Genomic DNA, 21,271 nt, shown 5'->3' with positions numbered 1-21,271 from the left:
CTTAACACGACGTAGGTTGTTACGCAGTGTGTCTTCGCTTAGCACGAAAAGCGGGCTACCGTATTGCTCGATAAGATCAGAGGCTTTGCAACCGCCGATGTATAGGTCGTCGCCTTGAGTGGTGAGCTCGTCAGTAGGAGTAAGAATATTATCAAGACGTTCAGCGTAGTTCATATTTGCTTTGTGTTCTTTAAGAAGCTGCTGTTGTTCTTCTAGGACAATGCTTAAGTGGTTTACCGATTCTGCTAAACGATCTTGATGCTTCATATGCTGCCTCTGTCGAATTGGAGTTCAAATTCATTATTGATTTAACTGCTGACAATTCTAGCGATTATCTGTTTTAGCAACATGTCACTCAGCGTCAAAATAACTTACTCACTCCGAGTTTTCTTGTTACTAAAATGTTGGGCCTGCCATCATTTGGGCTTATGAGTTGTATTTTATGCGCATTGTATTTGAGTATTTTACTTACATTGTAACGGTATCTTGTATACGTTATACCTTTGTAACTCAGTGCTCTCTGAGTTATGGTGATTTTTGTCGCTAACATCTTATATTCTTATGTATGTCAAATTTCCAACCCGATTTAGATCACAAATACGTTACATTTCGTTCAATAATATTGACGCTGGGTGACGTTACTCTCGCAGTCTATTCGATTAAATTGCAACCACTCTCTTGAAGTGCTCAACGGATTCCTAACTTCAATTGAAGGCAATTGGCCAGTTTAAGGCTAAACGAATTAACTACAGTGCCTAGCCACTGAATCTTTATGAGGTAATGACTATGTCTTTTGATATCAATAACGCTAAAGGTGTATTCGCGACAGTGGATGCTGCGATTGAAGCAACTCACAAAGCTCAAGTAGAATTTTACGCAACGTCGACAAAAGAAAGCCGCGAAGCCATCCTGACTGCCATTCGTGGAGCAGTATTGGCGCGTGCAGAAGACTTTGCAAAAATGGTTCGTGAAGAAACAAAGCTAGGCCGTGTAGAAGAAAAAGTGGCGAAGCATCAATTGGCGGCGCTAAAAACACCGGGTACAGAAGTACTAGAAACGAAAGTATGGTCAGGTGATCACGGTATCTCTCTAGAAGAGCGTGCACCATACGGGGTGATTGGCGCAGTGACGCCAGTGACTAACCCAACAGAAACGATCATTAACAACGCTATCTCTATGCTTGCGTCTGGTAATGCGGTCACGTTCAACGTTCACCCATCTTCAAAAGTGGTTTCAGCGGTGATGATCGACATGCTAAACAAGACGATCGTTGAAGCGGGCGGCCCTGCTAACCTCATTACGATGGTAAAAGAGCCTACGCTAGAAACATTGAATGAGATTGCTAAATCGCCACTTATCAACATGCTCGTTGGCACGGGTGGCCCTGGTCTAGTAAAAGCGATTCTACAATCTGGTAAGAAAGGTATCGGTGCTGGCGCGGGTAACCCACCCGTCATCGTAGACGCTTCTGCTAACTTAGACCTAGCAGCGGCTGGTGTATACGGCGGCGCTTCATTTGACAACAATCTACTATGTATTGGTGAGAAAGAAGTTTTCGTTGAAGATTCAGTGGCTGATGAGTTCCTAGCGAAACTCGAAGCAACAGGCGCTTATGTACTTTCTGCAGAAGAAGCCGAGAAGTTAACTTCTGAAATTCTAACGATGGATGAAATCGATGGTGCTAAGCCTTGTACCGCTCAAGAAATTGCACGCGTATGGCACCCAGTTAAAGAGCACGTTGGCCAAGATGCTAGTGATATTTTGAAATCTATCGGTATAGAGTCTGAAACTCGCCTTGCAGTTATGGTGGTAGAGAACGATCACCCACTGGTGCACGTTGAGCAAATGATGCCAGTACTTCCAGTGGTTCGTTGTGCCAATATCGACGAAGCTATCGAGCGCGCAGTCGCGGCAGAGCGTGGCAACAAGCACTCTTCTTGTATCTACTCAGGTAACATTGAGAATGTGACTAAATTTGGTCGCGCAATCAACACAACTATCTTCGCTCACAACGGCCCAACATTATCTGGTGTTGGTTACAACGCAGAAGGTACGTCAACGTTCACAATCGCAGGCCCTACTGGCGAAGGTATCACCAACGCGCTGTCTTACACACGTGCCCGTCGTTTTGCTATCGCTCAAGGCGGTCTACGTATCGTTTAATCGATAACAATGTAGAATTTCATCGACTCTTCCCAAGCGATGACATACCAAAGCCGAGCGAAAGCTCGGCTTTTTTTACGTTATGGGACGGTAGGAGTTAAGGAAGGCGGCATTCCGCTATGAGCAAGCAAAGGCTATGAATCTTCTGAAATAGGTTAGCACGCCAGTGCTAACCAGTATTTTTTGGACGCGAGAATGACTATTCACCCAATGACGTCGATGCACGGCGTCGGTCTGACGCGCCGTAAATTTTACCGTCTTTTAGCTCAATGGCATTCAGCCCACTCACAACAGGAATAACGTGAACCTTGTATCCCATCTCAGTAAATTCAGGCACAAGTGATTCAGCAAAAGTGCGTTTTTCAACCAATAGCCCAGTTGGGTTGTAAGGTTTGGTTCGGTCAATCTTGGTGCCGTATTGAATATTGGGTAAGTCGATAGCGGCTTGAGCTGACAGATCCCAATCTAACACCCCCACAATGGTTTTCAGTACGTAGCCAGGGATCTGTGAACTACCTGGGCTACCAACAACCAATCTTAGTTTGCCGTCTGGATCCATCACCATAAGAGGGGTGATGGCTGATCGTGGGCGTTTACCTGCTTCAATGGCATTTTGAACTGGCTTACCATTAAGCGTTGGGATAGAAGAAAAATTGGCCATTTGCGCATTGAGTAATACACCATCAACCATCACACCCGAACCCATCCCGGTGCCAACAGTACTGGTCATGGCTATGGCATTGCCTTCACTATCGACAATCGATATATGCCCGGTATCTTGGCTTTCAAATCCTTCATGATTAGCAGGAACCGTATCGCTCACCTTTCCAGGTGTGATGTCTTTGGATTTCCCTGCGCCTTCTTCTGGGATCATTTCATAGCGGTCATCGATGTAACCCTCGGCTAGCAGCTCTTTTACTGGTGTATCGACATAGCTAGGATCCCCGGCGTAGGCGATGCGATCTTCTTTTGCAAGTCGCATGGCTTCAACCATCAGTCGCCATGGTTCGGCATTGGTATAGGGCATATTGGCAATGTCGGACTTTTCCAACATATCCAGAGATTGAGAAACCAATACTCCCCCTGAGGCAGGGTAACCAAAGGAGACGATGTCGTGCCCACGGTAACTGGATTTCACAATATCGCGCTGCTTCACTTTGTAGTCGGTGAAGTCTTTTAGGGTGAGCTTGCTCTCGTTGTCTTTGAGGCGAGCGTTGACGGTGTCGACGATATGCTGTCCAAGTGCACCTTGGTACATGTAACTGTCACCTTCAGCGGCAATCTTTTTCAGTGTTGCCGCCATTTTTGGGTTGGTCATTTTCGTGCCGGTTGGGCGTATTTCTTTATCGTCCCAATACAGCGTCTTGATTTCTGGGTCATGAATGAGTCGCGTTTTCTCTCGGACCACAATGTCATAGGTATAGCTGTTCATCGCGTAGCCATTTTCAGCGTAGTTGATGGCGGGTTGTACCAATTGTTGCCAATCGAGTTTGCCATGTTCCTTGTGCGTGCGGTAAAGCAGTTTGAGCGTTCCAGGAATCGCGACAGAACGTGGCCCAAGAATATCATTACGGCTGATGGCTTGACCATTGCTGTCTAAAAACATATCCGGCGTTGCACTGGCGGGCGCCGCATCACGGCCGTCGTAAGCGGTGAAGCTTTTGTTTTTATTGTCATAGTAAAGAGCAAACGTGCCGCCACCAATGCCGGTCATATCCGGTTCGACCACACCCATGACAAGCTGCATGGCGACCATTGCATCAATCGCATTGCCCCCTTGTTTCAAAATAGAATAGCCAGTACTCGTGACATAAGGGTTGGTGGCGCTCACCATAAATTTGTCACCTTCACTATTCGGCAAGGTGGGAAAGGGAGCAGGTTTTGCTATCACGGCACTAGAAACGATAGACAAAAGAAGAAGGCTTCGTACAGACATGTAGACCTCAAATAAACGCGTGTGGATAGTTATTAGGCTAGTGGATATGAGTAACATATCCAGTCACGATGAAGTTAAAGTAATGTCAGAGAATGTGCCGAACTTTGTGAAAATACAGTGAATGACAATGCTAAATAACCGTGGTTTATAGGTAAGTGTTAAAAAAGAAATAGAGCGTAATAGATACCGAGCTAAATATAACAAAGCGTCGTACGATAATTTGAGGTACTCGTTGCGAGAAATGCGCAGCAAAATACCCACCGGTCAGTGTACCGAGCATCACAGCAATACCAGAATACCAATCAAGTAAGTCAGAAAAGATGAAAATGATAATGGCCATTGCCGATGCACAAGTCGAGATAAGCAGCTTAAGGCCGTTCATTAAGTTGATATCTCGGTACCCAGCAATGGCTAAATAACTGAGCCCAATGACACCTAATCCCGCGTTAAAAAAACCGCCAAATACGCCGACACAGAATAGAAACAGCGATAAAAAAAGCGCAATGAAACCAGTATGGTTGCTACCTTTGGATATTCGCTGCAGTGCTTGGTTAGCTTTCTCGCCAAAAATAAAAAGTAATGTCGCAGCAAGCAATAACCAAGGTACCGCGTATAAGAATTGTTGCTCACTGGTGTAAATCAAAAGTAAGCTACCACTGAATCCCCCCATTATACTGAGTAGGATGATCTTAAGTAGGTTAGCCCGATCTTTCAGTATTTCACGGCGAAAAGCGAAGGTCCCACTTAAGTAGCCCGCACACGATGCAAAGGTATTGGTGGCATTGGCAATAATCGGCGGAACGCCGACAAAAATTAACGCCGGGAAGGTAATAAAACTGCCACCACCCGCAATTGAATTAAGTACCCCGCCAAAAATACCTGCGATAAAGAGTAACAGAAGCTGCAGTATATCCAGTGACATAATCAGGGCACCTAAATGAGTGAGAAGAAACAACTTATTAACAATAAAGGAAATTATAGGGCTGAGCAATGGGGCTTTATCTTGATTGAGAGGTAGCAGCCGGAGCCTTTGAACCCTATCTTGTTGGTGTGGTGGCTCTCTGGTGAGTTAAATCGAGGTTGTTAACAAAAGAGAAAAGGAGCCGAAGCTCCTTTAAGTGTGGGATTCATTTACAACGATGGGCAAAACAGACCCTGTAAATAATTATGCGTTTCGGTGACAGACTAAGCGATTAAATCGCTTTGACTAACGCCGCTAGCTCATCCCATTTTCCTTCGTTAATTAGATGAGTGGGTACCATCCATGTTCCACCACACGCCAGGACGGAGGGAAGAGCTAGGTAGTCTTCCACATTACTTGGGCTAACGCCCCCCGTTGGCATAAATTCAACCGGGTAAACCGCAGACAGCGCTTTTAGCATTGGCACACCACCTGACGGTTCTGCTGGAAAGAACTTAACGGTTTTTAGCCCCAGCTCCATGGCTTGTTCAACCAAGCTGGGATTATTGACGCCAGGAACAATGGCAATACCAACTTGTTGGCAATATTTTACCGTTGTTGGGTTCAACCCCGGGCTAACGATAAAATCTGCACCCGCTTCTTTGGCAATATCAACCTGTTGTGCATTCAACACCGTGCCTGCACCAATAAGGAGCTCAGGATAGGCTTCACGCATTAAGCGGATTGACTCGGCAGCCGCTTCCGTTCGAAATGTCACTTCCGCGCAAGGTAGGCCATTTTCGACCAATACTTTGGCGAGCGGAACCGCGTGCTGCGCATCCTCGATGGCGATAACAGGAACGATTCGAATGTCTTTTAGCTGTTGTTCTAGCGTTTTCATAGTAAACCTTAAAGGATAAAGCTGAGTGTCGCGACGATAGCAAACGCAATCGTACCAAGTAATGTTTCCATCACTGTCCATGTCTTAAGTGTCGTTTTCTCATCCATTTCAAGTAGGCGAGATACTAACCAGAAGCCAGAGTCATTGAAGTGAGAAAGTACGGTTGCACCGCCTGCAATAGCGATCACGATGAAACATAGATCTAATTCACTTAGGCCAGTGGTTGCAGCAACCATTGGTGCAACAAGGGCAGCCGTTGTTGTTAACGCGACCGTTGCAGAGCCTTGGGCAACACGAAGACAGGTAGAGATAACAAAAGCCGCAACAATAACAGGCATACCAGTGTCAGCCATCACGTCTGCTAAAGCATCGCCGATACCGCTGGCACGTAATACACCACCAAACATACCGCCAGCACCTGTTACCAGGATAACAGCACAGATAGGGGCTAAAGAGTCACCACATAGGTTTTCCAGTTTCTTCATGCCGTAGTCTTTGGCAAAAACAGCCAAACAAACCAGCAATGTAATTAACAATGCAACGGGTGTTTTACCCAGCATTCTTAAGAATTCAACGAGTGGTGATGTACCGTCAATCACGCCAGCAACCGCAAGCGTGTTTAGACCCGTATCCATAAAGATAAGGAATACAGGGAGTACAAGAATCATGAGTACTGTTGCGAAGTTTGGAAGTTTAGACTCGTCGATGATCGCGTCAGAGTTAAAGAAGGCTTTAGACAGTGGGATATCGAATTTTTTACCCGCGTATAAGCCAAATAAGTACGCACCAAAGTACCAAGTAGGAATCGCAACTAAGATACCAACAAATAATAATAGACCGATGTTAGCGCCAAGAAGATCGGCCGCAGCAACTGGCCCTGGGTGTGGCGGGACAAAGGCATGCATTACGGCAAACGCGCCAGCAGAAGGTAGGGCGTATTTGATTGGTGAACCACCAAAGCGTTTCGCAACACTAAAGATGATTGGCATCATCACGACCAGACCCGCATCAAAGAAGATAGGGAAACCAAATAGCAAAGAAGCGACACCTAAAGCAAAGGGGGCTTTCTCTTCTCCAAATCGACCAATAAGCGTATCGGCGAGGACTTTTGCGCCCCCCGTCACTTCTAAAATCTTACCAATCATGGCGCCTAAGCCAACTAATAAAGCAACGGAAGCTAGTGTGCCACCAAAGCCACCCATCATGGTTGGTACGACTTGGTCAGAAGAAACACCGGTCGCGATCGCAGTGCCTAAACTCACTAATGTTAGGGACGCAAATGCATGAATTTTGAGTTTAATAATAAGCAGTAACAATGCCGCGACTGCAAGCACCGCCACGGTCAATAGGTAGGTAGGATCTGTACCTTGGGCTAGTTGTTCCATGTGTTCACCTTTAGGAATATTAATTGTGTTATAGTTCACATTTATTTAAGTTACGGGTAACATGTTACCGATAACACGAATAAGATAAACCCATATTTACGAGTTAATTCAAAAATTGGGATCCAGCGCAAACTTGGATAGGAGAAGAGATTATGGCGGGTAGTAGTGTAATAGTGATGGGCGTATGTGCATCAGGGAAAAGCACCATTGGAGCAATGCTAGCGCAGAAGCTAGGTCGAAAATTTATTGATGGTGATGATTTACACCCACGAGCAAACATTCAAAAAATGGCATCGGGTGAACCACTCAATGATGATGACCGTGCCCCGTGGTTAGAGCGCATTCGTGATGCGGCTTATAGCCTAGAGAGTAAAAATGAGCATGGCATTATTGTTTGCTCCGCATTGAAACAACACTACCGCGATCAAATTCGGGAAGGGAATGAACATGTTACCTTCTTATTCCTTGATGGCAGCTATGACCTTATTCTTGAACGTATGCGTAATCGCTCTGGTCACTTTATGAAAGAAAACATGGTGAGAAGCCAGTTTGATGCTTTAGAGCGCCCTGATGCGGAGCCTCAGACCGTTATTGTGGATATTGATTGCACGATGGAAGAGGTTGTTGAACGAGCGGCGGTTGCTTTGGAGGTTGCGCGTGACTAATCAAGTAGTAAGAGAAGTAACGGCTCGCATTATTGAGCGTAGTAAAGTACTCCGTGGGCAATATCTTGAAGCGATGAAGCGTCAGGAGTCGCTAGGCAAAGGCCGAACTCAGTTGTCGTGCGGTAACTTGGCTCATGCGGTTGCCGCCTCTTGTCAGAGTGAAAAGGACCAAATACTTAATTTTACTCGCTCTAACGTCGGCTTAGTGTCGTCGTACAATGATATGTTGAGCGCCCATCAGCCTTACTTAGGCTACCCACAAGAAATTAAAGTGGCGTTGGCTGAATACGGGCATACGGCGCAAGTTGCGGGTGTTGTACCAGCAATGTGTGATGGCGTAACTCAAGGTCAACCGGGCATGGACATGTCACTTTTCTCGCGTGATGTGATTGCACAAGCCACGGCGATTTCGCTGAGTCACAATGTATTTGATTCAACATTACTGTTAAGTATCTGTGACAAAATTGCCCCAGGGCAATTGATGGGGGCATTGACTTACGGTCACTTACCCACGGCTTTTGTGCCTGCAGGACCAATGAAAACGGGCATAAGTAACGAAGAAAAAGTCGATGTTCGCCAGAAATATGTTTCGGGTGAAGTGGGTGACGATGCGTTATTAAAGATGGAATGCAGCGCCTATCATTCACCGGGAACCTGCACCTTTTATGGTACTGCCAATACCAATCAGCTTGTTTTTGAATCCATGGGATTGATGTTACCAGGCTCTGCGTTTGTTCAACCTGATACCGCGCTGCGACATGCACTGACGAAGTCTGCGGCAGTATCAATCGCCTCAATGGCGAAGGCAACACCAAATTATCGACCGTTATACAAAGTGGTGGATGAAAAGAATATCGTTAATGGTGTTATCGCACTGCTTGCGTCTGGCGGTTCAACGAATCACACCATTCATATGGTCGCGGTGGCAAAAGCGGCAGGTATTATTCTAACGTGGCAGGATATGAGTGATCTGTCGGATGTCGTGCCATTGCTAGTGAAGGTGTATCCCAATGGTCCTGCTGATGTGAATGCCTTCCATGACGCGGGTGGGGTGCCTGCGTTACTGAAACGTCTAGATTCGGAATCCTTACTGCACCGAGATGTTCAACCTGTGTTTGGGTCATTTGCAGACCAAATGTCACTACCGAGTTTACAAGGTGAAGAGTTGGTTTGGACACCCGTTGAGGAATCGACGGATGGCGGCGTGATTTCACGATTTGATGAACAGTTTAGTCAAAGTGGTGGGACGAAGGTACTCAATGGGAACTTGGGTACGTCTGTCATTAAGGTCTCTGCGGTATCGGAAGATTATCGGGTGATTGAAGCGCCTGCTAAAGTGTTTCGATCTCAGCATGATGTTGAAAAAGCGTACCATGATGGCGAGCTTAACCAAGATTGCATGATTGTGGTGACGCATAATGGCCCAGCCGCCAACGGTATGCCTGAACTGCATAAGTTGATGCCGATTCTAGGTAATATTCAAAAAGCAGGACACCAAGTGGCACTGGTGACTGATGGCCGTCTCTCGGGCGCCTCAGGTAAGATTCCATCGGCCATTCATATGTCACCAGAAGCGGTGCGTGGTGGCGTAATCGGACTAGTACAAGAAGGTGACATTATTCGCTTAGATTGTCACACAGGAACCTTAGAAAACCTGACCGACATGACAGGACGAACGCCGGCAGTGATCGATACAGAATCCCAACAACAAGAGTGGGGACGCAACCTATTCTCAGTGATGCGCAATACCGTATCGAGTGCGCAAGAAGGCGCGAGCTTTATCGTATAGAAAGCGTTTGATTAACCGTCTATATATTCAACTATCACAGAGTCAAATGAGCCCGCTGTTTGTCTGACCCATTTGAAGAGCCTGCTTAAGTTTATCTTGGCAGGCTCTTTTGTTTATATTGGGGGGCATGCGTGATGATCTTGCGTAACCATCCTGCGCAATAGCCTTTACGTGATCGTTTTCAGTCGCTTTGATTTGTACATCGTAGGAAAGTTGCTATTCAGGCTTGCTCAATGCGTCATTTCTTGGGATCATCACAGCAGATGAACACATTTTTATAGGCCTGTTATTTTATGTCCAAACTAAGTCTCCAAGAGCAGATGCTAAAAGCTGGTTTAGTCAACGAAAAGAAACTGAAAAAAGCCAAGAAAGGCTCGAAAAAATCTCGAGTACAAGCTCGTGAAGCCAAAGCTGCGGTAGAAGAAAATAAAGCGGCGCAACTCGAGCGTGATAAACAGTTAAACAAAGAGCGTGACGCACTGGTTCTGAGTAAAGAGATGCGTGCTCAAGTTAAGCAATTGTTGAATATGAATAAAATCGACAATAAGAACGGCGATATTAAGTACAACTTTACCGATGAAAATTTGGTTAAGTCGTTGTATGTCGAGCAAGAAACGCGTAATCAATTAGCAAAAGGGATCTTGTCGATTGCCCGCTATGAAGAGACGTATGTCGTGATACCAACGATTGTTGCGAAGAAAATTGCGGAGCGCGATACTGAAACCGTCATCGAGAATGATGTGAAAGAAGAAGTCGCGGCAGAAGATGATCCATATGCAGACTTTGTCGTTCCAGACGATTTGATGTGGTAAAGGATCTTTTCAAGATAAACAAAAAGACCGCTGATATTCAGCGGTCTTTTTTATGTTTACTCTAAAGTACGGCTGTCTTTAGAATTTGTACGAAGCACCTAGGTAAAGGCCACCAACAGCAAACGTTGCTTTTTCTGTTGTCATATGTGATGGATCTTCATAGCTGAATGCATCCATGTCATAAGCAAGACGCATAGCCAATCCATCAATCATTTTGGGAGCGTACTCGACTCCAACGCCGTAACGAATGCCTAGAGTAGATTGTTCATCTGACAAGGGACCTAATCTGGTTTTCGTGTTTACATGGGATAAACCTACAGTAGCAAATGGGCGAATACCATTGTCAAACGTGTAACCAAGATTTGCAGCGACAGATAGCGCAGTAGGCGTAGCGGAAAAAGCAGGTACAGCAGGGTGTGTGAATTTACCGTAGTTAGTGTAACCTGCTTCAACAGCAACGATGCGGTTGAACTGGTAGCCACCGTAAACTTTTAGTGCGCGCTCGCCGTCAAATGTTGGGAAGCTAGAGTCATCTAGGTTGTTCAACTTGCTTTCAGTTAGACCGAAACCACCACCGATGTAGAAACCTGGATCTGTTGCAGCTGCGTAAGCGCTTGAGGCAAAAACGGTACATAGTGCTAGAGCGATTGCTTTTTTCATTCTGAAACCTATATTTTTATAAGTGGTATTTATAAGTGGTATTTATAAGTGGTATTTATAAGGGACTTAATAATTCGACGTGCAATGTAATAGTTTGCGACTAAAACATCCATGAGAGAAATGTCTGACAATGTAGGAAATGTCGCGAATTGTCAGAGATATGTCATGGCGTACATTCGACCTCTCTGATGAGAGATAAAGCGATCTGTCACTGATCGCGTTTTGGGGGAAGGGGAGCTAAAGAGTCATGGTTAAATGAAAGAACAAGGTGTGAGAGAAGAGAGCAAGTACTAACCGTTACAGACTCTCACCTTCTGTTATTCGATAGCCCAAATCAAAGCTACGCTGCGTTGGTGCATTGCCTTTCAAAGTTGCAATCAATAACTCAGCACTTTTTTCGCCAATGTCATAACGAGGCGTATCGACGCTTACGAGTTTAGGATGAATAGTTTGGCCAATATCCAAGGCGTTATAACCCACGACGGCAAGTTGCTGCGGTACCGCAATACCGCGTTGCTGAGCGGTTAAAATGGTACCAATAGCAATATCATCATTGGTACAAAATACGCCATCTATATCAGGGTGCTGTCTCAACGCCATATCTAGGAGCTCGGAAGCCAGAGAAAAACTAGAGTGCGATTCAGTGAGGATATGCTTAATTTCCAGACCCGCTTCATTCATGGCTTTGTCGTAGCCTTGCATACGCAGTTGAGTACGGGTATCCAAACGAGCACCAAAATAGGCAATCGACGTCCGCCCTTTTTGTATCATCTGTCGAACCGCTTGATAGGAGGCTTCCACGTGGTCTAACCCTACCGCCATATCAATAGGTGTTGCGGGTAGCTCCATGGTTTCAACAACCGGTATATCCGCGGTTTTAATCATTTGCAATGTGCGCTGAGTATGATGACTCTCGGTAAGGATTAAAGCATCAACTTGATAAGACAGTAGTGAAGCGATTTTATGTTCTTCCTCTATTTCATCATAGCCAAAATGGGCTATAAGGGTTTCATAACCATTGGCCTTGGTGACCGCTTCAATACCTTGCACAAAAGAGGCAAAGATTTGGTTTGATAAAGAGGGAAGAAGAATACCAATGGCTTTGCTGGAAGACTTAGAGAGCATAGCTGGCGCGCGGTTTTCAATGTAACCCACCTGTTCTATGACAGCCGCAATTTTATCACGCGTTTTTTGAGCGACAGAATCTGGATTGCGCATAAAGCGAGAGACGGTCATTTTTGTTACGCCCACTTGATCGGCAATATCTTGTAGAGTAGGGCGCCCTTTTCGTTCAGTTGTCATTATCTTTTACTAACCAATGTAATGTTACATGTAACATTATCACCGAATCCCTTAGTATGCCAATGACTTATGAATGCATGCTATTAGCTGAGTAAACTGTTCTATTATTAATTGATTATTTATAAACCAACAGTGATGAGGAAATTTTTATTTTTCACGCATACGTTTGCGTCAAATTTGAGGTTTGAAAGCGAATTTCTAATCCTGTAGGTTTATGGTCTATAGCTAAGCAAGTTTTGAGAATGGAGATTCAAGCGTAGCTCGGTTTATGAACCCCCTTCGTTAGCAGAAGTCCACACCTTAAAGACTTCAATAATAAAAATAGAGTGAGAGCGATAATGAACTACCATGCATTACCCAAAATTGATCTACATTGTCATTTAGATGGCAGCGTGCGACCTGAAACCATCATTGAATTGGCTGCGCAACAAGGCGTAGCGCTTGCGAGCACAGATGTAGACGTTGTTCGTGAAATGATGGTGGCGCCTGAAAGCTGTACCGACTTGCTTGAATATTTGAAACGTTTTGATCTTCCCCTTTCTGTGATGCAGCAACAAGATGCGCTAGAGCGAATCGCTTTTGAAGTGTATGAAGATGCGGCGTTAGAAAACGTCAAGTATATGGAAGTGCGCTTTGGTCCACTGTTGCACCGTGAGCAAGGTTTGTCTATCGACGGCATTATTGGCAGTGTTGTCGCCGGTATGAAACGTGCTGAGAAGGAACATGGCATTAAAGGCAATATTATTTTGTCGCTGTTGCGTCATATGCCGACCGATGAAATTAAAGACGTCATTGATGTTGGTGCTCAATATGTAGGCAAGGGTGTTGCTGCGTTTGACTTAGCGGGTGGTGAGGAGCTGGGTTTTTGCGAGAAGTTTATTCCTTTTGCTCAATACGCAAAGGAAAAAGGCTTGAATGTCACGATTCATGCCGGTGAGCAGGGTGAAGGTCAGAACGTGTTTGATGCGATCACCATGCTAGGTGCTGAGCGTGTTGGACACGGTATTCACATTGCCACACATCAACAAGCGTTTGACTTGGTACACGAGAAACAAGTTGCTCTTGAAACCTGCCCAAGCAGTAATGTACAAACGAAAGCGGTAGAGAGCTTAGACGTTCACCCGATTGAGTCTTTCCGTAAGCAAGGCATTCCAGTGACGATCAATACCGATAATCGCACAGTATCGAATACCACCATGACAAAAGAAGTACAAAAGGTCATTGAGCAGTTCAACCTATCGGCTGATGACTATGCTCACATCTATCGTAATAGTGTTGAAGGCGCATTTACCGACGCTGAGACTAAGCAATGGCTAATGTCGCAAATCTAAACGCGTTCCGGGTTTGGTGGCTTTAGGTTAGATCACTGGTTGAACTAAGCTATTAGCGAGAAAAAGCCCTGAAAGTGTCTGCTTTCAGGGCTTTAATATGGGTATAGGTTAATGATTTACCACACTGGTAGGCATGTTATTAACTTTGACGGTTGAACTTAAAGGTTTGTACTTTTAGCTCTTCGCCTTTGACGACCACGAACGTATCGATAATCCAGATATTCTTACCAACGAACCCTAATTCCATGTGGACATCGCTTGCATTAACACCTTCATAAATAACGGCATCTAAATTTTCTGGGTAGAAACTATAGCGGTTTTTTGAAGCTTGAAACTCACCAGCAAACTCAACGGATGTATTTGATTTCTCGTTGTTGATTTGCATCTTATAGCCAGTTTCGGGAGTAAAACTAAAGTTAGCGTTAATCGCTAATTCATCAGTGCCTGAGAGTACGATTTCTGCTTCAGATGTCTTCTTCAATGAACCGCTCGCCGATGTTGTTGTTGAACCCGGCTCAACAACATGAGTTTGAACCGTTACCCGCCATTTTCCAGTGAAGTTATCGAGTTCTTTCCAAACTTTTGGCGTAGATTCGCTGTTTTGATTGCCAATTGCAGCAAGAGCGGCATCTCTTTTTTCTGCGCGAATATTTTCTCTATTATTGGCGAGATCTTCCGAGGCACCAGACACGCCACCAGCCACACCACCAACTAGAGCAGCTTTTGCTGCGACGTCAGCATCCCCTGTGATAGCGCCAATCGCAAGTCCAAGTAACGCTCCGCCAATAGCGCCTTGTTTTGTCATTTCATTGGGATCGGTTTCACCGGGTGTCGCGCAACCAGTTAACACGATAGTTGCTAGTGATAACGCGGCAAATTTAGATTTAAGGTTCATGGAACAAACACTCGTATCAGGAATTAAGGGAATGGAATTCTATTTAAATAACGAATGGGTTGCAAGTGATTGCGGTGGTAATTTGTACTAATGTTTGGGTTATCTATATGGTTTTTAAATGCATTGGGGCAGGAATCCCCTTGTGCGATAGGGGGATCGGCCAGCAACGAGGGGGGTAGCTGCTGGCCGTGATGTAATCGCTTAAAAGTCGAGTTCGTACCCTAGGCTAAAGGTTTGTCCTCGGCCAGAGAAGTAGTAACTTGAGTGATTGCGGATCTGGCTGAAGTAGTTGATGTACTGCTCGTTGAGTAAGTTTTCAACGGCAAAGCTTACGCGACCATAGCCGTTCATGTCATAAAACATTGATATGTCCATCAGTCCATAGCCTTCGAAGTGTTGCGCCGCGCCAGCACCGTTGGCTTCTTTTGAGCGAGAAAACATATGGTTGTACTGGACACGCCCATTCAAGCGGTCTGAAAAGCTATGGTTAACCGCAACAAGCAGGCGGTCAGGGGATAAGTTTTTAAGATCCATATCGCTATCAACGCTACCATTTCCTGTGCTATCTACTTGTCCTTGTACGTGAGAGTACAACGATTGGATAGATGTGGTCGGTAATACATTGTAGGTCGCCGTGAGTTCATAACCTTTGATATCGGTACGTTGGCGTGTGACATCATAGGTACCACCACTGTTTAATGACAAGTTCGCACCATCTTTGGCGATAGACATATAAGTACTGCCGCTCACATGCAGTTTGTCATCGCTGTAGCTCAAGCCTATTTCATAGTTGTCAGTTACAACGGGTTTCACCGCTGGCATAGTATTGAAGTCGATCGGTGCTCCGCCAACAGGTGCAGTTGATGGGCCGCCTATCCAGTTACCGCGTAACACTCGGCCGATATCAGGTAACCCGAAGCCTTGGCTAAAGCCAACAAACGAGCTGACTGATGGGGTTAAGTCGTAAACCGCGCCAGCATTAAACACCGCTTGGCTAAAGTTTTGCTCACCACCGATGATATCAACTTGGCGATGACCCGCATTGCCGTATCCCCACAGGGTTTGCCCGTCCGCGACTTTAACTTTGGTGTTTTCTAGACGAACGCCACCGGACAAACGTAGGGAGTCTGAGACAAGAAAATCACCTTGAACAAAAGGCGCGAGGCTTTGATACATCATATCCGGTGTGACATCTTTACCTGATTGCATGAGTTTTTGTTTCGTGGCGTCTTCCATGCCATCTAAGCCAACTACCCAGCTGTCGTCCCAGCCTAGGATGTCGGTTCTTACATAGCTGAGCTTAAACCCTTTCTTAGACGAGACGATCGCGCCTTGATCCATTTTTTTGTCAGCAGTAGGCCACCATGATGCTTGGCCATAAACCGCTTCGAACTCTTGGTAAAACGCTTGGAATTTCAATTCACCACCGGCGAAGTTGTAGTGATCATAACCGAAGTTATAGAGCTCAGCATAGTTAGAGGTTGGAACGCCATCTGGTGTGCCACGGACAACCGTACCCGGCGTGCCGTTTACATGGTCACCTTTCACTGGGATGTAATTTTGGTTACTTTTCAGCTGAAAACGGCTAGCACTAAAGCTGACTCGTTGATCGCCACCATCAAAGTTATAGCCACCCTTAGCTAAAAAGTTCGTCGCATTTGAGTCTTGAGTTTCACCTTGAATGGCATTCATGCCGATAGGGTTGCCGTTACCGTCATAGTAAAGCCCTTGTTGCTCCCAAGAGCCGCCAATGAATAGATCGTAGTCTTCATCGTACTGTTTCAGGTTATAGTAGACCTTACCGCCCGTGCCATCGTCTTTTAGGTTAGACGTGACTCGCGTACCAATCGTTTGTTTCCAGTGATCGCCCGGTTTCGCACTTTTAGTGACGTAGTTGATGATACCGCCTGTTGCACCATTGCCCTGGACGGCGCTCGCGCCCTGCACAACTTCGACACGTTCAACCATCGAAGGGTCAACCGTGTAACCGTAGCGGTTACCGTTACGTAGTGGGTTATTTTGTGGTACGCCATCAACCATTATTAGTGCGGTTCGACCACGTAAATTCTCACCTTGATTTGAAAGCTTCTGGCGGCTAGGCGTCATGCCCGGAACAAGATTTGCAATGACACTGGTTAAGTCATCACTTACCGCTGTCTGTTGCTTCAGCTCTTCACTAGAGATGACGTGAATAGACCCTGGGATTTTATCGGTATCCTGGCTGTAACGCGTCGCTGTGACCACCATGGTTTCCGCTGCTTTCGATTCACTCTCAACTTGGCTCGGCGCTGCCTGCGCCGTGTCTTCCGCTGTTTTGTGAGACGCGTGATTTTGAGCTTGATCTGGATTCAGAGGTGCATTTTCAGCGTACGCACTGTTTATTGATAAAGCTAAAAGAGACAAGGTAAATAGACTTGTCTTAACGGAGTGAGACGATTTCAAAATAGTGTCCTTATACTGCTTGGATAAATTGTTGGTTTTTATTATTAGAGTGATTCGTATTACTCTATCGAATTAAAGTCGCGTGCAGTCGAGCACCACCGGGAGGACAATCAATGATTCCTAGATAATGGTTTGACTTGCCTTCACAAGGGGAGCGGCCCCGCTCGGTTACCGTGCAATGCACATCGGTGACTGGGAAATAGGATCGGAGATGATCATTGCGTCGAGGTTAAACACTTGCTGCAATAATGACTCAGTGAAAACCTGCTCTGGTGAGCCTTGAGCAATGAGTTTGCCTTTTTCAAGGACCACCAAATGATCACAATAGCGACAGGCCTGATTGAGATCATGGAGTACAACGATGACCGTTTTCCCTCGACGATTCATCTCATGCATTAGGTTCATCAGATCAATTTGGTGAGAAAGGTCGAGATAGGTGGTCGGTTCATCGAGCATGACAATGTCGGTATCTTGCGCCATGATCATCGCGATCCACGCACGCTGCTGTTGCCCACCTGACAGGCTGTCTACCGGGGTGTCGGCAAGATCAGTTACGCCCGTTGATGCCATAGATTGCTCAACAATACGTTGGTCATCTGCTGTCAATTTACCCCAATGAGAAGTGTAGGGTGCGCGGCCATAGCCCACCAATTTTCGTACACTGATCCCTTCTGGGGTAGTGTGGATTTGCGGCAGCAACGAAAGACGTTGCGCTAACTGCTTAGTGGGAATTTGCTCAAGCGCGACGTTATCAAGAAGTACGTTTCCTGATTTGGCTTTGTTAATGCGCGCTAAGGTTTTTAGTAGCGTAGATTTCCCACATCCGTTAGGACCAATTAGGGCGGTAATTTTGCCTTTTGGAATAGACAGGTTGAGATCGTCGATAATCACGTTGTTGCCATAGGCAACTTGCAAATGTTGAACAGACAGCATTACCAACCCTTATAGCGTTGTAGTAAAAAGATAAAGTACGGCGCACCAATTATGGACGTCAACACGCCAGCAGGCAGCTCAATGGGTGGTTGGATACCACGAGCAATGGTATCGGCGGTGAGTACAAGGAGTGCACCGATTAAACTGGATCCAACGAGCAGAGCCTTGTGGTGGTGTCCAAAAATAAGTCTGGCTAGATGGGGAGCGAGTAAACCGACAAAGCTGATGGTACCAGCGATAGCGACACTGATACTTGCGAGTACGATGGCACAAAGCAGTGCGATACCTTGAACCTTATTGAGGTCAACGCCCAATGAAATGGCGGTATCGTCACCCAAGCCTACAACATCTAGTCGCCATGCCAGCCATAATGTCACGGGCAGAAGTAGCGCTAGCGTCATCCAAATATACGGAACTTGTTCCCAGTCTCTTCCCCATAGACTCCCCGTCAACCACACCATCGCGGTGTTGATTTCGATAGGGTGTACCACGAGTAAGTAATCAATACCACTGGCAAGAAATGCACTGATAGCAATGCCGACAAGCGCCATTCTCGCTGGGGTGAGGTGAGCGTAGTGAGTGATGACTAGTAGTGATATACCCGTTGCTATTCCCCCAATCACTGCCGCAATAGGAAGTACATATAATGGCGCATTGGGGTAGATCGTTAATACGAGAGTGGCAACAAATCCTGCACCTGCACTAATACCAATAAGGTCAGGAGAGGCGAGAGGATTACGGATGACCCCCTGAACCAACGCGCCAGATAGTCCAAGACCTGCGCCAACACCAATAGCAAGAAATAAGCGAGGTAGTCGGTAGTGATTGATAACAAAATCGTAATCACCGCCATGCATCACGGTCTGGATCACGTCTGGTAGGGATAAATCCGCGACGCCAACCATCAAACTTATGATGCTAGCCAGTAAAATAACTACCGCGAGCGTCAGCCATGGTAAGTATTTTGTGTGGTGAAGAGTGACACTCATGAGTTCAAGCGACCTCGAATAGACAGTAAAATGAAAAATGGCGTGCCGATAAGCGCAGTGACAATTCCTACGGGCGTTTCAGTAGGAAAAGCAATCGCTCTAGAGAGCATATCTGCTAGTGTCATCAGTAGTGCACCAAGGCATGCGCTGGCAGGAATGATTAGCCGATAATTTTGTCCAACAAGTTTTTTAGCAATGTGGGGAACAAGTAATCCAACAAAGCCAATAGGGCCTGCTGTTGCGACGCTGACACTGGTCAAAATGACGATCGCGAGACAAGCAAGTAAACGTACAAGGCTGGTATTAACACCAAGATTGGTGGCAACATCATGCCCGAGAGAAAGTAGATTGAGTTGGTGCGCTAACAGCCATGAGAGGGTAAGCGCCGCTACGCTTATGGGCATCATTTGTGTGAATAGGGCCCAGTCTAGGTTACTGATTGAACCTATCAACCAAGATTGAATACTATAGGCCATATCATCGGCCAATATGATAGAAGCGCGCGTTAAGCCAAGTAGTAAAGCATTGACGGCAATACCCGCAAGAACCAGTTTTAAAGGGTGAGGTCGATGGTCAAAGAAGCCACCTAAGTAGATGACGATAAGGCCACTTAGCATACTGCCTATCGCGCCCATGAGCATGGTGGGTATTGGCAGGGTAATAAGGCCAACACTGCCAATGACGATACACAGCGACGCACCAGCATTGATTGCAAGTACGGATGGCGAGGCTAACGGGTTACGGGTAAGGCCCTGCATGAGTGCTCCTGCTACCGCCAAGTTAGCGCCAATGACCGCACCACTCAACGCTCTTGGCATTCTTAGTGTCGCGATGATTTGCTGTTCCATACTCGTTTCATCGAAGTGGAGCCAAAAATTCCAAAGTGTTGCCATCGATAGGTCGAAACTAGACCAAGCGATCAGCGACAGATTGAATGTGATAACTAAGGCGGCGCTCAATGCAAACCAAAGCGCAAGCCCTTGGGGTTTTAATGTCGTCAACATTACTTTTTGGTTAACAGTGTTTGCAGATTTTTGGCGATGCCTTCGGCCGCGAGCATGCCTCGATTTAGTGACCATAATTGCGGAGAGACCCGCACGGCTTGCTGTTTTTGTGACACCTTAAGTAGTTTGCTTAATGGTTGTTGTTGCCAGTCATCATACACAGTATGCGGCTTATATGGACCGAGCAGTAACCAGTCTGGATTTACTTTTAATAGCTGCTCGAAGCTGACTTCAATGTAGGCTTTATCATGGTTTGGCAACGTTGGTCCTTGCAGACCAAGCGCTGTAATGACACCACCAGCATAGGAATTAGGGCCATGCAGCCACATCCCTTTGTCGGTGACAACAGCAAATTGGATGGTTTCCGCGCTTGCTAATGTCTGTTTGTACGATGCCATGTTGGTTTTGTGCTGCGAAATTCGCTGTTCCATTTGACTCTGTTTATTGATCGCAATGCCAATTTTTAACGCTGAAGCTAGGTTTTCTTGATAGGTTTCACCGCGGCTTTTAAGCAATAGCGTTGGGGCGATGGTGCTAAGATCCTTGTAAACCGTGGCATGTCGTTCTGCATCAGCAATGATCAGGTCCGGTTTGAGTTCAGAAATGGCTTCTAAGCTAGGTTGCGGTCGCATTCCCACAGACGTCCATGGTGAAATAAGGGCGCGGACTTCAGGAAGAATACGCTCAATGTTTTTATCATCAGCAACGCCAATAGGCGAGACACCGACAGAAGCCAGAGCGTCGATAAACGAGTATTCAAGTACGACGATTCTCTGAGGCGTACCGAAAACAGTGAGTTCACCATGTTCATCTTTAATAGTTCGAGCTTGTTCCGCCGCTGATAGTAATGGTGTGGCAAATATAAAAACAACGACAAGTAATCGACGGAGCATCGTTAGGGGGCCAAGTCTTGAAGCAAGATGAGGTTTGCAAAGAGTGGATTCAAAGGCTTTAGATTTTAACTGTTTTATTGCTAACAACTTGACACCGTCGAGGTTTTGAAAAGAAAAACGGATACTAAAGTAATTACGAATTATTATCAATACTATTAATAATTACTAAAGTGAATATAACAGGCGCACAGATTAACCTTATTTATATAAAGGTTAATTGGCTTGTTAACAAACCCTATTAACGTAGTGCGATAAACAAAAATAAGCGGA

The 21,271-nt window shown here is 45.8% G+C and carries 17 protein-coding genes and 1 pseudogene; 5 read left to right on the top strand and 13 right to left on the bottom strand.

All coding sequences use genetic code 11. The features are described 5' to 3' along the window. A pseudogene (locus MD535_RS07240) lies at positions 1–267 on the bottom strand (diaminopimelate decarboxylase family protein); the annotation flags it as partial. Positions 268–786: 519 nt separating this feature from the next. Here MD535_RS07240 and MD535_RS07235 point away from each other — a divergent pair. Further along, complete coding sequence (locus MD535_RS07235) at positions 787–2,163, top strand: aldehyde dehydrogenase (RefSeq protein ID WP_265674209.1); 1,377 nt, start codon at positions 787–789, stop codon at positions 2,161–2,163. A 199-nt stretch (positions 2,164–2,362) separates the two neighbouring features. Here MD535_RS07235 and ggt read toward each other — a convergent pair whose 3' ends face one another. The 4 genes from ggt to MD535_RS07215 form a co-directional block, all read right to left on the bottom strand. Beyond that, positions 2,363–4,099: a gamma-glutamyltransferase gene (gene ggt / locus MD535_RS07230; RefSeq protein ID WP_265674208.1), complete on the bottom strand. Its 1,737-nt coding sequence runs from the start codon at positions 4,097–4,099 to the stop codon at positions 2,363–2,365. A 145-nt stretch (positions 4,100–4,244) separates the two neighbouring features. Next, positions 4,245–5,021, bottom strand: a complete 777-nt coding sequence (locus MD535_RS07225) for a sulfite exporter TauE/SafE family protein (RefSeq protein ID WP_265674207.1) — start codon at positions 5,019–5,021, stop codon at positions 4,245–4,247. 271 nt (positions 5,022–5,292) lie between these two features. Then, the gene (locus tag MD535_RS07220) at positions 5,293–5,901 is read right to left on the bottom strand and encodes a bifunctional 4-hydroxy-2-oxoglutarate aldolase/2-dehydro-3-deoxy-phosphogluconate aldolase (protein WP_265674206.1); all 609 of its coding nucleotides are present in this window, start codon (positions 5,899–5,901) and stop codon (positions 5,293–5,295) included. 8 nt (positions 5,902–5,909) lie between these two features. Further along, positions 5,910–7,286, bottom strand: a complete 1,377-nt coding sequence (locus MD535_RS07215) for a GntP family permease (protein ID WP_265674205.1) — start codon at positions 7,284–7,286, stop codon at positions 5,910–5,912. A 152-nt stretch (positions 7,287–7,438) separates the two neighbouring features. Between MD535_RS07215 and MD535_RS07210 the strand changes: the two genes are divergently transcribed. The 3 genes from MD535_RS07210 to MD535_RS07200 all read left to right on the top strand — a co-directional run bounded on the left by MD535_RS07210 (position 7,439) and on the right by MD535_RS07200 (position 10,552). Further along, positions 7,439–7,951, top strand: coding sequence for a gluconokinase (locus MD535_RS07210; protein ID WP_265674204.1), 513 nt, complete (start codon positions 7,439–7,441; stop codon positions 7,949–7,951). Beyond that, entirely contained in the window at positions 7,944–9,740 is a 1,797-nt protein-coding gene (gene edd / locus MD535_RS07205; RefSeq protein ID WP_265674203.1) for a phosphogluconate dehydratase, read from the top strand. The genes MD535_RS07210 and edd overlap by 8 nt, the downstream gene beginning before the upstream one ends. Before the next feature lie 293 nt (positions 9,741–10,033). Beyond that, entirely contained in the window at positions 10,034–10,552 is a 519-nt protein-coding gene (locus tag MD535_RS07200; protein ID WP_265674202.1) for a DUF2058 domain-containing protein, read from the top strand. Between the two features lie 78 nt (positions 10,553–10,630). Here the strand turns inward: MD535_RS07200 and MD535_RS07195 are convergent, their stop codons facing one another. Both MD535_RS07195 and MD535_RS07190 read right to left on the bottom strand, forming a co-directional pair. After that, entirely contained in the window at positions 10,631–11,212 is a 582-nt protein-coding gene (locus MD535_RS07195) for a porin family protein (RefSeq protein ID WP_265674201.1), read from the bottom strand. A 297-nt stretch (positions 11,213–11,509) separates the two neighbouring features. Next, positions 11,510–12,514 (bottom strand): LacI family DNA-binding transcriptional regulator, encoded by a 1,005-nt coding sequence (locus MD535_RS07190; protein ID WP_265674200.1) that lies wholly within the window; start codon positions 12,512–12,514, stop codon positions 11,510–11,512. Positions 12,515–12,852: 338 nt separating this feature from the next. On the opposite strand from MD535_RS07190, the gene add reads away from it, so the two are divergent. Beyond that, positions 12,853–13,845 (top strand): adenosine deaminase, encoded by a 993-nt coding sequence (gene add / locus MD535_RS07185; protein ID WP_265674199.1) that lies wholly within the window; start codon positions 12,853–12,855, stop codon positions 13,843–13,845. A gap of 139 nt (positions 13,846–13,984) precedes the next feature. Here the strand turns inward: add and MD535_RS07180 are convergent, their stop codons facing one another. From MD535_RS07180 to MD535_RS07155, 6 genes are all read right to left on the bottom strand, one after another. Next, positions 13,985–14,740: a hypothetical protein gene (locus MD535_RS07180; RefSeq protein ID WP_265674198.1), complete on the bottom strand. Its 756-nt coding sequence runs from the start codon at positions 14,738–14,740 to the stop codon at positions 13,985–13,987. 201 nt (positions 14,741–14,941) lie between these two features. Continuing rightward, positions 14,942–17,182, bottom strand: coding sequence for a TonB-dependent receptor (locus MD535_RS07175; RefSeq protein WP_265674197.1), 2,241 nt, complete (start codon positions 17,180–17,182; stop codon positions 14,942–14,944). Between the two features lie 168 nt (positions 17,183–17,350). Then, on the bottom strand, positions 17,351–18,115 hold the full coding sequence (fecE, locus tag MD535_RS07170; RefSeq protein WP_265674196.1) for a Fe(3+) dicitrate ABC transporter ATP-binding protein FecE: 765 nt from the start codon (positions 18,113–18,115) through the stop codon (positions 17,351–17,353). Then, positions 18,115–19,104 carry a FecCD family ABC transporter permease gene (locus tag MD535_RS07165; RefSeq protein ID WP_265674195.1) on the bottom strand — a complete coding sequence of 330 codons (990 nt, stop codon included), beginning with the start codon at positions 19,102–19,104 and terminating at the stop codon, positions 18,115–18,117. The genes fecE and MD535_RS07165 overlap by 1 nt, the downstream gene beginning before the upstream one ends. After that, the gene (locus tag MD535_RS07160; RefSeq protein WP_265674194.1) at positions 19,101–20,108 is read right to left on the bottom strand and encodes a FecCD family ABC transporter permease; all 1,008 of its coding nucleotides are present in this window, start codon (positions 20,106–20,108) and stop codon (positions 19,101–19,103) included. Before MD535_RS07160 ends, MD535_RS07165 begins: the two co-directional genes overlap by 4 nt. Further along, a complete protein-coding gene (locus MD535_RS07155) occupies positions 20,108–21,001 on the bottom strand; it encodes a Fe(3+) dicitrate ABC transporter substrate-binding protein (RefSeq protein WP_265674193.1) in 894 nt (297 codons plus the stop codon). The genes MD535_RS07160 and MD535_RS07155 overlap by 1 nt, the downstream gene beginning before the upstream one ends. Between the last annotated feature and the right edge of the window lie 270 nt (positions 21,002–21,271).

Source organism: Vibrio qingdaonensis (assembly GCF_026191675.1).
Taxonomy (GTDB): domain Bacteria; phylum Pseudomonadota; class Gammaproteobacteria; order Enterobacterales; family Vibrionaceae; genus Vibrio; species Vibrio qingdaonensis.
The sequence above is the reverse complement of the archived record's forward strand: the minus strand, read 5'-3'. Positions and strand labels throughout refer to the sequence as shown.